Annotated in this window: 12 protein-coding genes; 8 read left to right on the top strand and 4 right to left on the bottom strand. The window is 59.8% G+C overall.

Annotated features, from left to right (window positions below; translation table 11 throughout):
* The first annotated feature begins 67 nt into the window (after positions 1-67).
* The 4 genes from QNJ86_RS10985 (at position 68) to QNJ86_RS10970 (ending at position 5993) form a co-directional block, all read left to right on the top strand.
* Positions 68-2983: a molybdopterin-containing oxidoreductase family protein gene (locus QNJ86_RS10985; RefSeq protein WP_283832674.1), complete on the top strand. Its 2916-nt coding sequence runs from the start codon at positions 68-70 to the stop codon at positions 2981-2983.
* 2 nt (positions 2984-2985) lie between these two features.
* On the top strand, positions 2986-3621 hold the full coding sequence (locus QNJ86_RS10980) for a 4Fe-4S dicluster domain-containing protein (protein WP_283832673.1): 636 nt from the start codon (positions 2986-2988) through the stop codon (positions 3619-3621).
* A complete protein-coding gene (locus QNJ86_RS10975; RefSeq protein WP_283832672.1) occupies positions 3621-4511 on the top strand; it encodes a dimethyl sulfoxide reductase anchor subunit family protein in 891 nt (296 codons plus the stop codon). The genes QNJ86_RS10980 and QNJ86_RS10975 overlap by 1 nt, the downstream gene beginning before the upstream one ends.
* A gap of 297 nt (positions 4512-4808) precedes the next feature.
* Positions 4809-5993, top strand: a complete 1185-nt coding sequence (locus QNJ86_RS10970; protein ID WP_283832671.1) for a pyridoxal phosphate-dependent aminotransferase — start codon at positions 4809-4811, stop codon at positions 5991-5993.
* 131 nt (positions 5994-6124) lie between these two features.
* Here the strand turns inward: QNJ86_RS10970 and QNJ86_RS10965 are convergent, their stop codons facing one another.
* The 3 genes from QNJ86_RS10965 to QNJ86_RS10955 form a co-directional block, all read right to left on the bottom strand.
* Complete coding sequence (locus tag QNJ86_RS10965; RefSeq protein ID WP_283832670.1) at positions 6125-7165, bottom strand: threonine aldolase family protein; 1041 nt, start codon at positions 7163-7165, stop codon at positions 6125-6127.
* A 135-nt stretch (positions 7166-7300) separates the two neighbouring features.
* Positions 7301-8542, bottom strand: coding sequence for a 4Fe-4S binding protein (locus QNJ86_RS10960; RefSeq protein WP_283832669.1), 1242 nt, complete (start codon positions 8540-8542; stop codon positions 7301-7303).
* 78 nt (positions 8543-8620) lie between these two features.
* Positions 8621-10243, bottom strand: coding sequence for a helix-turn-helix transcriptional regulator (locus tag QNJ86_RS10955; RefSeq protein WP_283832668.1), 1623 nt, complete (start codon positions 10241-10243; stop codon positions 8621-8623).
* A 227-nt stretch (positions 10244-10470) separates the two neighbouring features.
* Here QNJ86_RS10955 and QNJ86_RS10950 point away from each other — a divergent pair, with 227 nt between their 5' ends.
* Both QNJ86_RS10950 and QNJ86_RS10945 read left to right on the top strand, forming a co-directional pair.
* A complete protein-coding gene (locus QNJ86_RS10950) occupies positions 10471-11475 on the top strand; it encodes a hypothetical protein (RefSeq protein ID WP_283832667.1) in 1005 nt (334 codons plus the stop codon).
* Positions 11476-11553: 78 nt separating this feature from the next.
* The gene (locus QNJ86_RS10945; protein ID WP_283832666.1) at positions 11554-12141 is read left to right on the top strand and encodes an iron-sulfur cluster assembly scaffold protein; all 588 of its coding nucleotides are present in this window, start codon (positions 11554-11556) and stop codon (positions 12139-12141) included.
* 50 nt (positions 12142-12191) lie between these two features.
* On the opposite strand, the gene QNJ86_RS10940 is transcribed toward QNJ86_RS10945, so the two are convergent.
* On the bottom strand, positions 12192-13208 hold the full coding sequence (locus tag QNJ86_RS10940; RefSeq protein WP_283832665.1) for a hypothetical protein: 1017 nt from the start codon (positions 13206-13208) through the stop codon (positions 12192-12194).
* A gap of 77 nt (positions 13209-13285) precedes the next feature.
* Between QNJ86_RS10940 and QNJ86_RS10935 the strand changes: the two genes are divergently transcribed.
* Positions 13286-13684: a type II toxin-antitoxin system MqsR family toxin gene (locus QNJ86_RS10935; protein ID WP_283832664.1), complete on the top strand. Its 399-nt coding sequence runs from the start codon at positions 13286-13288 to the stop codon at positions 13682-13684.
* 25 nt (positions 13685-13709) lie between these two features.
* Positions 13710-14747, top strand: coding sequence for a type II TA system antitoxin MqsA family protein (locus tag QNJ86_RS10930; protein WP_283832663.1), 1038 nt, complete (start codon positions 13710-13712; stop codon positions 14745-14747).
* Positions 14748-14846 lie beyond the last annotated feature (99 nt).

Here is a 14846-nt window from a genome sequence, read left to right as displayed (position 1 = left end):
ACTGGCCCTGATGAGCGTTCATCAAATGTACCCGAAGGTGTTTTTTGATGCAAGCAGAGGAGGGGGAATGAAACAACTGAAGTGCACGCGCCGTACCTTTCTGAAGACCGCTGCCGCCACGAGCGTTGCCCTGGGATTGACGAGTGCTGGGGCTCCCGTCGCATTGGCCGAGGGAAACGCCACGCAGGCTGCGGGCGACGTGCAGAAGATCAGGACGCACTGCCGTGCATGCGGCAAAATGGAGTGCGCCATCTGGGCATGGGTCCAAGACGGCCGCGTCATCGACCTCACCGGCGATGAAAGCGCCATCTCGAGCCGAGGCCACATCTGCGCGAAGGGCAAGTCGGCCATGCAGGCGTTGTACCATCCCGATCGCGTTCGTTATCCCATGAAGCGTACGAACCCCAAGGGCGAGGACCCGGGTTGGGTGCGTATCAGCTGGGACGAAGCACTTGAACTGGGCGCCAAGGGCTTCCAAGAAGTCATCGACAAGTACGGCGGACCGGCCATCAAGTCGCTGCACGGCACCAGCCGCATCACCAGCTACGGCTCCATGCTGTTCGGCTACTACGTGGGCAGCCCCAACGGCGGTTGCACCGCAGGTCAGGTGTGCAAAGGCCCCCGTACCGAGGCGGGCGCGCTCACGTGCTTCCCGGCACACTGGGTGTCGCTGAACGAGGGCTGCAAAGTGTTCTTCCAGTGGGGCACCAACCAGGAAGTGTCCAACTACGACAACGCGAACCGCGTGACCGTAGACTCCCAGGTGAATGCCCGCAAGTCCATCTGCGTTGGCCCGCGTCTGCAGAACCTGGGCAAGGAGTGCGACATCAAGGTGCACCTCCGCCCCGGCACTGACGACGCGTTCGGCATGGGTATGCTCAACATCATCGTGAACGAGATGAAGACCTATGACGAAATGTTCGCCAAGAAGTGGACCGACGGCCCCTTCCTGTTTGTGGAAGAGCTTGAGCCCACACCGTTCGACTGGCAGGCTAACCTGGACAACCAGGGGTATCCGCTCACGGTGAAGACGCGCCTTCTGAAGGAATCCGACGTGAAGGAAGGCGGCAGCGTCCGTCGCTTCATGGTGTGGGACAAGAAGGGCAACCGTCTGACCTGGTTCGATTCCGAGACCGGCCTGTGGGAAGGCGAGACGGAGTACATCAAGCCCACCAAGATGACGAAGATTGGCGAGGGCGAGGACTGGTGCGGTGGCTTCCTGCCCGAGGAAAACGGTTTCTCGACGGGTATTGATCCCGCGCTTGACGGCGAGTACGAGGTTACGCTCAAGGACGGCCGCAAGGTGTCCGCAACGCCCACGTTTAAGCTGTTCACCGACGGTTTGGCCGAGTGGACGCCCGAGCGTGTTGCCGAGCACTGCGAGATTGACGTGGAGTCGCTGCGCGAGGCGGCCCAGGAGTACGGCTGCGAACTCATGCAGGGCGGCATCCAGTACCAGCTGGCCCTTGAGCACGCGGGCAACGCCATCCAGGCCACGCGCATCCCGCTTATCCTGTCGGCCCTCACGGGCAACCTGGATACGCCGGGCGGCAACCGCGGCGGCGAGACGGTGCACTACCTGTACAACTGCTTCTTCAGCTACGTTACCCCCTTTGGCGCGCCCATGCAGGATCCGGCGCTGCGCGCGAAGGTGGCCGGCGGCGACAAGTTCCCGCTGCTGCCGTTCTTCCAGACCATTGGTGGTGCGGCGTTCCATCACGACCAGACGTCCGCCACGGACATGATCCTCACGGGCAAGCCGTATCCCATCCGTGCCATGATTTCGGCCACGGGCTCGCATCATCACTCCGGCAACGCGAACCGTAACTGGGAGGCGTTCAAGTCGCTTGACTTCTACTGGGCGGCTGAGCTCTGGCATTCGCCCACGGTGGAGCTGGCCGACGTGCTGGTTCCCGCCTGCCATTTCCTGGAAATTGACACGCTGCGCATCTCGCAGGGTGCGGAAAGCGGCTTCGGCGCGCAGGTGGCCGTGGTGCCGCCGCAAGGCGAGGCGAAGTGGGACACCATCCAGATTATCCAGCTGTGCAAGAAGATGGGTATTCCCTGGTGGCCGACCAGCGCTGAGACGGCGCCGCCGTTCTGGCCGAAGGAATGGCTGGACATCCAGTGGCCCGACGAGCAGCAGGTGAACGAGATGTCCATCTTCCACTCGACGCACGGCATGCAGATTCCGGGCCCCGAGGGCAAGAAGCTGGAGTTCAAGGACTGGGACGACTTCAAAGAGCAGTGGCAGGAACACGGCCAGTGGGACCTCCGCGAGGTGACGCCCATCGGTTACTACCGCCGCCACATGCTGGGCTACATGCGCAAGGACGGTCTGCCCGGTTGGGAGACGCCCACGACGAAGTTCGAGTTGTGGTCGACGCTGCTTGAGACGTATCACCCCGGCGAGCAGCTGCCCGTGGTGCGCGAGCCTGTCGAGAGCCCGTACTCCACGCCTGATGTGGCCGAAGAGTACCCGATCATCCTCACCTCCGGCCGCCGCATCCCCGTGTTCTTCCACAGCGAAGGCCGCCAGCAGCCCTTTGCCCGCGAGCAAGCGGTGGTGCCCACGTTCCAGATCAACCCCGAAACGGCGAAGGAACTGGGCATCGAGCAGGGCGACTGGTGCTGGATCGAGTCGCGCCGCGGCAAGATTCGCCAGGTGGCCGACTTGTTCTACGGCATTGCGCCCGGCGTGGTTGAGGCTGACCACGGTTGGTGGTTCCCCGAGCTGCCCGCGCCGACGCACGGCTACAACCTGAGTAACATCAACTGCCTGGTTGACGACACGGCCCAAGATCCCATCAGCGGCGCCACCACGCTGCGCGCCTACCTGGTGAAGATCTACAAGGCCACGCCCGAGAACTGCCCGAATGGTGTGGTGATTCCCTGCGCCGACGAGGATGGCACGCCCATCATCACCGACGCGAACGACCCGCGCCTGAAGGCTTGGATGCCCGTGAAATCCGAGGAGGTGTAAGCATGACCCAGTACGCTATCGCGACTGACCTCAACCGCTGCGTGTCCTGCGTGGCCTGCTCCGTCGCGTGCAAAATTGTGAACGGCATTGCGCCCGGCGCGTTCTGGAACAAGGTGCTGCGCATCGGCCCCAACCCCATTGAGGGCGGGTCGGGCCAGTTCCCCGACGTGGAGATGTACTACCTCCCGGTGACGTGCCAGCATTGCGAGAATCCCGAGTGTGTGAACGTGTGCCCCACAGGCGCGTCCATGAAGCTTGAGGACGGCACCGTGCAGATTGACAAGTCGAAGTGCATCGGCTGCCAATTCTGCGCCATGGCCTGCCCCTATAACGTGCGCTACCTCAACGAGGAAGAGCGCGTGGTGGAGAAGTGCACGCTGTGCGAGCAGAAAATTGCCCAGGGCGAGCTGCCCGAGTGCGTGCGCCAGTGCGGCGGTCGTGCTCGCTTCTTTGGCGACTTGGAGAAGGGCATCGAGACGTTTGTGGGCCCGCCTGATGCGTCCGGCGAGTTCCAGCCCATCACCAAGACGAGCAAACCGTGGACCGACGAGGACGTGCATCACCTTCCCGACGTGGGGAACAAGCCTTCCTACGTCTACATCCTGCGCGACCGCAAGTGGCAGGGAGGCGATGAATAATGGAACTGCAGTGGCCTTTGATTGTGTTCACCACGCTGGTGGCGTGGTCGGCGGGTCTGTTTGCCAGCCAGTGCGCGCTTGCGCTGAAGGGCGAAGGCAAGAAGACGCAGATGATCGCCTGGATTGTGTCCGCCGCCTTGCTGGTGGTGGGTGGTATCGCGGTGTTTCTGCACCTTGAGCACTGGGAGCGCATCTTCAACGGGTTCGGACACTTGACCTCGGGTATCACGCAAGAGCTTATCGCTATTGTGGTGCTTGCGGTGGTGGCCGTGATTTACCTGGCGTTTCTGCGCAAAGCGGGCGACGAGGGCAAGATTCCTTCGTGGCTGGCGGTGCTGGGCATTGTGGTGTCCGTGGTGCTGGTAGTGGTAATGGCGCACTCCTACATGATGGCGGCGCGCCCCGCGTGGAACTCCGTGCTGTGGATTGTGTACGTGGTGGGCAACGCCTGTGTGCTGGGCCCGGCCACCATGGCGCTGTTGTGCTCGCTTAAGGGTGACGCCTCGCCGTTCGGTCAGCTGCTGGCTGTGGTGGGCGCTGCGGTGAACGCGGTGGCAACGGTTGCTTACCTTATTGCCATGCAGATGAGTGGTGCGGCGTTCACGAACGTGGGTAGCCACTTCACCACCATCACGCCGATGAACCCGGCTATCGATTACGCGGCTTTGACGAATGTATTTACCGGCGAGCAGGCGCTGCTCACCTGGCTTGGTGTTGTGCTGGTTGGCGCTGTGGTGCCGCTGGCCGCACTGCTGGTTGCCAAAAAACAAGGAAAGGAAGGCTCATGGAAGATGTGGGCTGCGGTGGCCATTGTTGCTGCGGCAGTCGGTGCGGTATGCATGCGCGTGGTGTTCTATAACCTGGGCGCGAGTATATTCATGTTCTACTAATCCGTCGTGACGCGCCGGGTGCTGGGCAAACCGGTTTCGGCGCGAACACGCCTTGCGAACAAGCTCCCTGGTTTTGCTGCGATTCGTTTCCCTCACCCCCTTGCAACAACGAATCGCACGCAACTAGGGGCTTGTTGTTTTGTTGGTGGCTTTTGGTGTTGGGGCGCTGGGCGCGGCCGGGAGCTTCGCTGGGTGGATGGCACGCGTGCCGTTCGCGTGGGAAAAGCTTTGGGGTTGGCGCGGTTGTGCTACCCTGGTTTTCACTATCTACCGGCGGTAAAAGAGGACGTGGTGCACATGGTGAACGAGAGGATGTACGGGCTGGGTAACGAGCCCTCGGCCATCCGCGAGCTGTTTGCGTACGGAATGGCGCGCAAGGCTGAAATTGGCGAAGAGAACGTGTTCGATTTCAGCATTGGCAACCCCAGCGTGCCCGCTCCCGCCGCCGTGAAGCGCGCGGCGCTTGAGCTGCTGGAACAGCCGGCCGTGTCGCTGCACGGGTATTCGCCCGCGAGTGGTGTGCCCGAGGTGCGTGCGACCATCGCCGAGAGCATCAGCCGCCGGTTTGGCATTGCGGCTTCGGCTGCGAACATCTATCTGACCTCGGGTGCTGCGGCGTGTCTGGCCATTTCCATTTCGGCCGTGACCGAGCCGGGCGATGAGGTTATTGTTATCTCGCCGTACTTCCCAGAGTATAAGGTGTGGATTGAGACGGCGCGCTGCACCTGCGTTGAGGTGCCCGCGCACGTGCCCGACTTTCAACTGGACATCGACGCGCTGGCCGCGGCCATTGGGCCGAAGACGAGCGCCATCATCATCAATTCGCCGAACAACCCGGTGGGTGCCGTGTATTCGCGCGAGAACCTGGAGGCGCTTGCCGCGCTGCTTACGGCAAAGGAGGCTGAGCTCGGGCGCGAGTTGTACCTGATCAGCGACGAGCCGTACCGCGAGATTGTGTACGACGGCATCGAGGTGCCCTACGTGCCGTGCGTGTATCCGCGCACGCTGGTGTGCTACTCGTATTCGAAGTCGCTGTCGCTGCCAGGCGAGCGTATTGGGTATGTGTACGTGTCTGACCTCATGGACAACGCCGTCCAGGTGAATGCCGCCGTAGCTGGCGCGGGCCGCGCACTGGGCTACATCTGCGCGCCGGTGCTGTTCCAGCGCGTAATTGCCGCCTGTGTGGACGAGCCCAGCGACGTAGCCGCCTACGCCGCAAACCGCAAACTGCTGAGCGAAGGCCTGGCTGAACTGGGCTATGAGTTCGTAGAACCGCAAGGCGCCTTCTACCTGTGGGTACGCGCCCTCGAGGACGACGCCCAAGCCTTCAGCAACCGCGCCAAAGTCCATGAGCTACTCCTGGTTCCCTCCGACAGCTTCGGCGTCCCCAGCTGGGTCCGCATAAGCTACTGCGTAAGCCCCGAAGTTATTAAGCGCTCCCTCCCCGCCTTCAAGGCCCTGATGGAGGAGTATCGAGGGTAAGCGTTCTGTCGTATGCAATTCCTAAAGTCCATGTTATGAATTGCATGACATACGGGTTCGAATTTGCATAAACCGATTAGTTGTCTCGCTGACGGCAGCCTCTGATGAGACTTCTACCAGCGAGACGGGTTTTACAGCAATGCCAGCAGTTCGTCTATGACTTTTGGGTTGGTGGCCCAGCTGGTGGCGAAGCGGACTACGGTGCGGCCGTCGGGGGTGAGTTCCCAGAAGCCGAAGGTGGCGTGGTGGGCGAGGCGCTCTTTGGTGGCATCGTCCAGCACGACGAATTGCTGGTTGGTGGGGGAGCTCAGGTGCAGCTGGTAGCCCTTCGCGCGGAAGCCTTCGGCGAGACGCTGGGCCAGTTCAACGGCGTGGTGACCGGCATTTTCGTAGCGCAGTCGCCCGTCGGCTTCACGCTCAAACAGTACGTCAAATTGCAAGCCGAGGAAGCGGCCCTTCGCCAACAGCGCGCCGCGTTTCTTCATGAGGGTGAAAAAGTGGTCGTCGAGGCCCGGCTTAGTGAAGACCACGGCCTCGCCGCAGAAGGCGCCCACCTTGGTGCCGCCGATGTAGAAAGCGTCGCACAGACGCGCGATGTCGGGCAACGTGACGTCTGTGCCCACGGCGGCCAGGCCGTAACCCAGGCGTGCGCCGTCCATGAACAGGCGCATGTCGAAGTCGCGGCAGACCTGCGACAGCGCTTCCAGCTCGGCCAGCGAATAGACGGTGCCGTACTCGGTGGGGTGTGAGATATACACCGCGCCTGGTGCCACGATGTGCTCGCGGTTCTCATCGGCCCAGTACGCCTCGCAGTACGCGCGCACCTCAGCGGCGTCTAGCTTGTCGTCGTGCTGCGGCAGTGGCAGGGTCTTGCGACCGCACGCTTCCACGGCGCCCGCCTCGTGTGCGGTGATGTGGCCGGTGGTGGCGGAGATGATGCCCTCCCACGGGCGCAGGATCTGGTCGGCCACGGCGGCGTTCGCCTGCGTGCCTCCCACCAGGAAATAGACCGCCGCTTCGGGACATGCGCACGCCTCGTGGATGCGCTGCCGGGCGCGCTCGCACACCTCGTCGGTGCCGTAGCCGCTCGTCTGATCGAGGTTCGTGGCGGCCAGGCGCTCGATGATGGCGGGATGCGCGCCTTCCATATAGTCGGAGTCGAAATGAAGCATGGCGGTGTTGGTTCCTTTCCGTGCGAAGGGTGTGTAGGCAGCATTTTACGACGAATAGGTGCGCCAGACAGTGAGTATTCCGACGTCGGTGCCTGTGCGGTGTGTCGCAGGGGTGCTCTTGCGGGCGCGGCCGCCCTACCGCCTGTTGGGAACGAGTCGGCGCTTGGGGATAGCGAGGGTGCGCGGCTCGAGGGCGAATAGTTCGTCGACTGTGAGTGTTTCTGTGCACTCAAGCGCGCCGTAGCGGCAGGTGTCGGAACACACGCCGCAGTCGCGACAGAGCGCGGCGTCGAATTCAAGCAGCGTGCCGCCGCCGGTTGCCTTTCCGGCCTTGTGCAGGGCGCCGGTGGGGCAGAACTCGGCGCAGAGCGCGCAGCCTGAGCAGTGCTCCACCTCGATGCTGACACGCGGAGCCACGCAGCGCGGGACAACGGCGTGCGCGTCGGGAAGGCCGAATGCATGGAGGTCGTCGAGCAGCTGCCAGCGCCTGCGGTCGGGGTCTTGGTTAGGGGAAGGGTGCTTGCTTGATTGGCCAACGAGGGCTTCCACCTGAGTTTTCGCCGCTTCGACGGCCGTGTCTGCCAGAGCGGCACGCGCTTGGGAGAACAACCCGCGGCGCGACAGCTCGCCAGCGGCTTCCGCATCAAGGGGCGCCGCCAGGCCAGCCGAGCCCTGCTCGACCCAAACAGCTTGGCAGGGCACATCCCAAGCATCAAGGATATGTTGTGCCTGTTCAACCGAGTGGGGAAGCGCAGCCACAGCAGCGGCGTGCTCGCACGAAGCACACGGCGCAGGCAGCAGCGCAACGCGTTCGGCGCCCGCGCAGGCGGCATGAACGATGAGCGTCTCGTCGATCCACGCGAGGCAGGGAACCACGGCCACGCGCTCGGCGTCGATGCGGGCGGAACGCGCCGCGCGCTCACAGGCGAACCCCGCAACGCGCTCCGCAGGCTCACCGATTGGTTCGCTCGCCGCGCCACCTTCGCCATCCGCTGCCCGCACAACCGCCGCTGTTCCCACGCGCGCGGCCTCCGCCAGCAGCGTATCGTCGTCGCACGGCGGCGCGGCCACCAGCGCGCCGGTGGGGCACGCAACCACGCAGCGCCCGCAGCGCACGCACACCTCCACATCAATGCGCGGACCAGCAGGTCCTTCCTTCACCACGGAGCCCGGGCCGGAGAACGGGTCGCTATTCACCAGCGGGTTCGCCGAGTTCCCCGCCGAACGTCCCACCACAATGGCATCCACCGGGCATACCTCGGCACACCGCGCGCACGTGGCGGTAAGGTCGCGCTCGGGCAGACAGCGTTCTTCCTGCAAAAACGCGAGCGGCGGCGTTTCGGTCATGCGCCGCGTTATGTCGATGAGGTTCGGCATGGCGAGTTCCTTCACTCGGTATCAAGCGACGTCTATCATACCGCGCCCACGCCCGCGCGAAGGGAACGAAGGCGCGTTTTACGACGCGTACTGCTCCAAATAATCCAGAACTTCTTGGCGCGAGTGCAGCCCCGTTTTCGCGTAGATTCGCTTGATGTGCGCGTGTGCCGTGCCCGGCGTGATGAACAGCTCCTCGGCCACACGCTTTTGCGTGTAGCCGAGCGCGTACAGCGTGAGCACTTCCACCTCGCGCTCGGACAGCAGGAACTGGCGGCCCATTTCCTCGGCATTGTGGCGCATGGCTGCTTGCCTCACGCTGGCCAGGCTTTCGTGTTCATCCAGGCCCATGATTTTGGTGAGCATGCCTTGTTGGCGGCGTGCTTCCTGCTGTTCTTCCTGGGCGCCGTGGCGTGCGATGTTCAGGAATTGCACGAAGATGACTTGGGTGGACACCACCACCATGGCTCCCATGAGCGCGCCCGTGAGCAGGTCGTTCATAGAAAGCCCGGACACTTCCAGCAGCGCGACGCGCGCCACAGCCCGACAGCCCAGCCACACGAGCCACCCCGCGATGGCGTAATAGTAGGGGTCGCGCCAGCCATGGCTCATGAACGCAATGATAACGTACCAGGTGAACGCCACCATCAGCGCATTGAGCGTGGTGGTGAATACAGCGCCGATATCCAGCATCTCGGGAAACGCGGCATAGGCAATCAGCGCGAAACACGCCAGAAGCTCCATGATGACGAAGATGCCCACGGTAAGCACATGCTCGCGGCGCTTCAGCACAAGCGCGATTAAAGCGACGCTTATGATGACCGTGAGCAGGCCATACGCAATACGAGTGGCGGGTTGGAACGCGATGGACAGGCCGTCCGGGTAGCCGCGCAAAAGCCCAATAACAATGGAAAGACACCCAATGCCAAGCGCGGTGGCCGTGAGAAACTGCTTGGATTGCAGCATGGTTTTCGCGAACCCGAAGTAGTCGTTGCGCTGCGTGGGCGACACGATGTCATGGGGTTGCAGGCGTTTGCGCGCCCACCTCATGCAGGGGTACTGCGCCAGCACCAGCACGCACGCAATAAGATTGCCAGCCGCTATCGGCATCAGCGTGCACAGGTAAATTTCCACCTCGCTCACGATGAGGGTGGAGAACACGAACACGGCGGCTGCGGTGGTGCTGGTGCCGCGCGCGCGACGCAGCCAATAATAGATAGCTCCCGACGCCACGAGGGTGCACAGCACGCTGAGGCCGAAGCGTATCGCCGGCTCGTTGATGCCGCGCACGTCAAGGTAAGCCAAAGCCGCGAGGGTGAACGCTTCCAGCGCAACGCAAACGCGCATGGTGGCCCGCACCGATGACTTGCTGAGCGTGCGCTTACGTATAAGGAACAGCACGAAAAACACGGCCAGGATGGAAAGCGCTACCAGCATGGCGCCGTCGGTGAAGATGCCCTCGTCGGTGCTGGTGTAACTGCCGTAGCTGGCCACGATGAGCCCGGCGCGCCCAAACGCCAGCCCCAGCACCAGGGGCCACAGCGGGGCAAAGCGGCGCACCTGGGCCGCCGGGGTGGTGTCCACAGGGCCAGCGTCCGACTCGCTATGCGGGCGCGCGGGGTGCTCCGCACTTGCGGCGGTGGGTGCAGGCTTTCCGCCCGCGACGGGGCCTGTCTCGGTCTCCCGTGACGTTCGATGCGCCAAGACGTTCCCTCCCCCAAGGTTGCTCTTTGGCTTACGTGGTTGCAAATTCTTCTTCGCGTTGGTTGCCATTGTAGACTAACTTCTGGAGTATCGTTTGGGAAGGCATGAAGAGTGACACGCCGTTTACCTCGGATTATGCATTTTTATCCTCAAAGAGGGGATGAAGGGGAACGCGAAACAACCATTATGATGGTTGAGTTGAAGGGCGTTTCCTTAAAGGAGCACTGATGGCTGACGAAGAAGCGCGGGCTATCCGCGAAGAAGTGATACGGGCTCTCGCCGCGCAGGCGGAAGCAGGCGAAAGCGGGGGCGAAGGTGCCGCGGAGGTTGGTGTTGGCGCCGATGTGTCCTTGGCGGCGAGCGTGCCGGCGGTTGGCGCTGCGCAGGGTGATGCAGCGGCCGACGACGAGCAGATGCTTCTGGCGGCGCTGTTCGATGCTGTGCGCGCCGAATCGGCTGCCGGGCGGCTGGTTGAGCCGTCGAGCTGGGAAGCCGCTGGCCTGGTGCCCGCAGGCTGGACGGCCGACGACTGGGAAATGAACGTGTATGAGTACCTGGAAGCGCATGCAGTTGAGCCCGCCGACGCACCGGCCGAACCCGCGCAGAAGCCCCGCACCGCCACCAAGCCCGTTGGCATCCCTCGCTTCATGCGCGAAGAACCCTCTGAGGAAGAGGTGCCTGAAAGCATTGTTTCTGATGACGTGCTTGTTTCGGAAAATCCTCGTAGGGACGCTCTGGAGAGCGTCCCTACGGAAACCGCCGCAGCAGCCGCATCTTCTGCAGCGGTGGAGGCATCCGCGGTGGGCGGAAATCCTGCCGTTGCTGACAACCCCACCTTCGCGCTTCCCTGTGCCGACATCGTTGCCATGGTGGGGGCGCACAGCTACTACCTGTACTCGCGCGAGCACATGACCAACGCATACGCCCGCTGGGCTTTCCTCGCTAAGGAGGACGACCGCGTGGCCACGTTTGTTGAATGCGTGCGCCAGGAATCACGCACCTATCCGCGTCCGTTCGAGGCCGCTTCACTTTATAATGAGCCGTTCTGCTACACGTCCGAGGACGTGGAAGCGCTGTGGCAGACGGTGAGCGAATCGGGCGCCTACCCCGATCTCGCCACGACCACCGCGTCAAACGGCGACGTGTACTATTACTCCACCGACTACCTCAAGCCCGCCTACGCCGCATCGCTCGCGGAATGGAATTCCGTCGAACGCTCGCTGTACCTCTAGCTAGTGCCCACCCCGGGCCCGCCGCATGCGGGCCCTTCCCCAAGTCGCAGTGCTGCTGCCGCAGAAAAGGAGACTCCCATGGAAGATGAAGTGCGCAACGTCTATCGCGAGGTGGCCGACCGCCACGTGCTCAGGACGGCCGACGTCTATCAGACCGAGATCGAGGACGGCGTGGCTGGCTACTCCGACACCCTTCTGGCCGTAGTGGCAAACTTCCGCAACGCGGGCATTCCTGAGGGAGCAAACGCCCAGTGCATGGTGGGGAAGTCGAAGCGTGGCGAGGTGGCATTGCGCCTGTTCGCCGTCATTGATCCCACGACGGAGACTATCGTCCGGGCGGGTTTCAAAACGCGCGGCTGCTTGGCCGTGACCGCCTGCGCCAGCGTGGTGTGCATGATGCTGGAAGGCAAAACGTTTGACGAGGCCCTGGCCATCACCACCGACGACATCAAAAGCGCCCTCGACGGCGTGCCGGCCGACAAATCCTACACGCTCCACTTCGCCGTGGAGGCCATTCGCGCCCTGATCGGCGACTACCTCGTCCACCAAGGTGCTACCCTGGAAGACCTCGATAATCGCCTCCCCTGCGACTCCTTAAGCATCCCCTGCATCATCTGCGAACACTGCTCCCTCCGCGACACCCGCGTAGAACTCCGCCTGGTGTAACATTCATGAATGATGAGGGCTTTTTCGGATGACGCGCTGATCGTCGCCGACTACATAGTAAGTGAATTCACCATGATCAAGCGTCGTGCAATCGTTTTCGTAAAAACCTTGCATGCGGATTTCTGCATATAGATAGTTAAACCACCGCTTGTTCGCAAGAGTACGCTGGGCATAAAGAAAGACTTGATCAGAGGTGATTTGACTTTGCTGCCATAAGAGCAAGGAGTCGGCGTTCTCAAAAGACAAAGTATAGTTTCTTGTGAGCTTTTTAAACCGTGCCCCTCTTTCCATCGGCACCATATCGCATGAAAAATACAAATGACCCCAAATATAACCGCCAAAGAGACAGCACCGTACGCGCTGAATAACACAATATTTGAAGCGGCATTGTTTAAAGTGGATTTCGGAATAATTAAAGGAAGTAAAAAAAGGTAAAACTTAAGCATTACAAACGCAATGAGAGCGGAAGTGAGAGGTACTGACAGATAAATCTTTTTGTAAACAGTTTGCTCGATTGGGTTTAACGGCAAGATTGTGTATTTGCCTTGGCGATCAATTTGAACAGAATTGCTCTCACTCTGGGTTATAAGTCTGTAGAACCTAATTCCGTTAAAAAGGAGGCTAAAAGAGACAATTGCCATAAACCCAGATATAAAGGACATTTCCGCAAATTGATGTTTTGGATCGAATGCCTCCAGACCGATTACTATGCATATGAGAATAAAGAAGCCTGAGGAGAAACAGAAGATAGATAGCATCATGCCATAGGAGCGAGACCACCGGTCAAGAATGGGGGTACACGATGCAATAAGTAAGCGTCTAGTTTCCGATATTATTTGCCTTGAGAGCAATTCTTCCTGTTCGAACTCTTTATCGCTCAATGATGTTAGAGGACTACTGCGAAGAAGTTTATCTTTTCGGGCAGTATAAACATCAATGGCTAATGCCGCCTTTTCAAGCGCGCCTTTCCTTTCTGTAATGGGAAGAAGGAAGGGCACAAGACCAACTAAAAGTGTTAGCAAGCAGGATAGAATGCTCAAAAAATTATCTATGCCGATTTGTTCCATAGTATCCTCCCTCTTGCAAACTATCATTTGATAGTTTATACTTGCGTCTCAACGAAGTCAAACCAAGAGGAGTTGCGTTGGGATTTAAGTCGCCCATACAGGAGGTTGAGCGGTTTCTCAACACGCTTCAAGCGGTGATGGGCGATCCGGCGTTTAATGTTGAAAGTGACTTCATTCTTATAAGTAAGCGGAAACCTCCCGAAGAAGAATACTACTCGACCCCCTTTACGTTGCTCGATCTTGAATTCGATGTCTCTGACGTAGTGGCTTGCATCAGAAGTCTTTCGGTGGGTGATTACTCTGAAACGCTTTTCGACAAAGACAACGAGCAGCCACCTCTCCTGTTTGTGTTTGGGGTGAATGTCAAAGGCAAGAAAGTATACATCAAGGTGAAAGTGAAGCAGCGGCTTCAGGCGGTCGTTTTATGCGTTTCGTTTCATTATGCGCGGTATCGTATGAATCATCCCTATAGGTAAGAAAATGAATGCGTAGGGACACACTATGAATGGTAACAAGTCTATGAAAACAACATACTGTCCTCTTTGTGGTAAGGAACACCAGCCTCGTAAGGTTGAGCGCGACGCAGCAACCACTATTAAAGATGTTGCGGTCACGTATCGCGAAACGGTATTCGTGTGTGAGCACAGCGACGAAGAGACGAACGAATACGAAACTGCTTCGCTCACCAACAGGAATCTTCTCGCAGCACGCGATGCATACCGTGAGCGTATGCATCTGCTCACCTCATCTGAGATTGCCGCACTACGTAAAAAGTACGGCCTTACTCAAGCTGAACTGGCGAAAGTGCTGGGTTGGGGTGAGGTTACCGTTACGCGCTATGAGACAAAAGCCATTCAAGATGAAGCACATGACGGGCTGCTACGTATCATTCGCGACAACCCAATGGAGCTGAATCGCTTCCTCGACCGCAATAAAAAAGCACTCGGCGAAATTCGCTTTGGTGAACTAAAAAATCGTATTGCGCAGGTTATGGAAGAGCAAGGAAATGCCGCGCTACGCAGACAAGCAGTTCAGAGTGCCTATCTTCCGTTTCACGAACCTAGTTATGCGAACGGCAACACCTCTTTCGATGAACGAAAGTTTACGGCATCGGTCAACTATCTTGCGTCTCACGTGGAGTATCTGTATAAGACGAGACTGATGAAAATGCTGTGGTACGCCGACTCACTCGCGTATCGCGATCACGGTAAAGCTATTACGGGCGCTGTGTATCGGCATATGCCCATGGGAGCACTGCCAGTCGCATATAACGAATTGTTAGCGCTCGATGGTATAGAAGTAAAAGAAGAAGAGCAGGAAGATGGCTCAACGCGGTACTTGATTAGCCCGGGCAATGAACGTACTTGGGAGATATTGAACAAGGATGAACGAGCGGCATTAGACGAGGTCATCAGTAAATTCAAGTACTTTAGCGCGCAGAACATCGTGGAGCATATGCATCGCGAGCGCGCCTACCTTGAAACGTCTCCTGGCGAAATTATATCGTTCGAATACGCGCACCATCTCAACTGGGATTAGGTTCGGGGTGCGGCTGCCAATTGTTGCATTGCTGCGTCGTACGCCATGTTGACTAAAACGAGAAATGCCCCCGGTTGGAATCGGGGGCATTTCTGCTTG

The sequence above is a fragment of the Gordonibacter faecis genome (assembly GCF_030077735.1).
GTDB lineage: Bacteria > Actinomycetota > Coriobacteriia > Coriobacteriales > Eggerthellaceae > Gordonibacter > Gordonibacter faecis.
The sequence above is the reverse complement of the archived record's forward strand: the minus strand, read 5'-3'. Positions and strand labels throughout refer to the sequence as shown.

What these genes read in the sequence shown, in the direction of transcription:
- QNJ86_RS10940 (WP_283832665.1), bottom strand. Translation starts at nt 13,208, where the DNA reads ATGGAACAAATCGGCATAGATAATTTTTTGAGCATTCTATCCTGCTTG.
- QNJ86_RS10945 (WP_283832666.1), top strand. Translation starts at nt 11,554, where the DNA reads ATGGAAGATGAAGTGCGCAACGTCTATCGCGAGGTGGCCGACCGCCAC.
- QNJ86_RS10970 (WP_283832671.1), top strand. Translation starts at nt 4,809, where the DNA reads ATGGTGAACGAGAGGATGTACGGGCTGGGTAACGAGCCCTCGGCCATC.
- QNJ86_RS10960 (WP_283832669.1), bottom strand. Translation starts at nt 8,542, where the DNA reads ATGCCGAACCTCATCGACATAACGCGGCGCATGACCGAAACGCCGCCG.
- QNJ86_RS10965 (WP_283832670.1), bottom strand. Translation starts at nt 7,165, where the DNA reads ATGCTTCATTTCGACTCCGACTATATGGAAGGCGCGCATCCCGCCATC.
- QNJ86_RS10975 (WP_283832672.1), top strand. Translation starts at nt 3,621, where the DNA reads ATGGAACTGCAGTGGCCTTTGATTGTGTTCACCACGCTGGTGGCGTGG.
- QNJ86_RS10980 (WP_283832673.1), top strand. Translation starts at nt 2,986, where the DNA reads ATGACCCAGTACGCTATCGCGACTGACCTCAACCGCTGCGTGTCCTGC.
- QNJ86_RS10985 (WP_283832674.1), top strand. Translation starts at nt 68, where the DNA reads ATGAAACAACTGAAGTGCACGCGCCGTACCTTTCTGAAGACCGCTGCC.
- QNJ86_RS10930 (WP_283832663.1), top strand. Translation starts at nt 13,710, where the DNA reads ATGAATGGTAACAAGTCTATGAAAACAACATACTGTCCTCTTTGTGGT.
- QNJ86_RS10950 (WP_283832667.1), top strand. Translation starts at nt 10,471, where the DNA reads ATGGCTGACGAAGAAGCGCGGGCTATCCGCGAAGAAGTGATACGGGCT.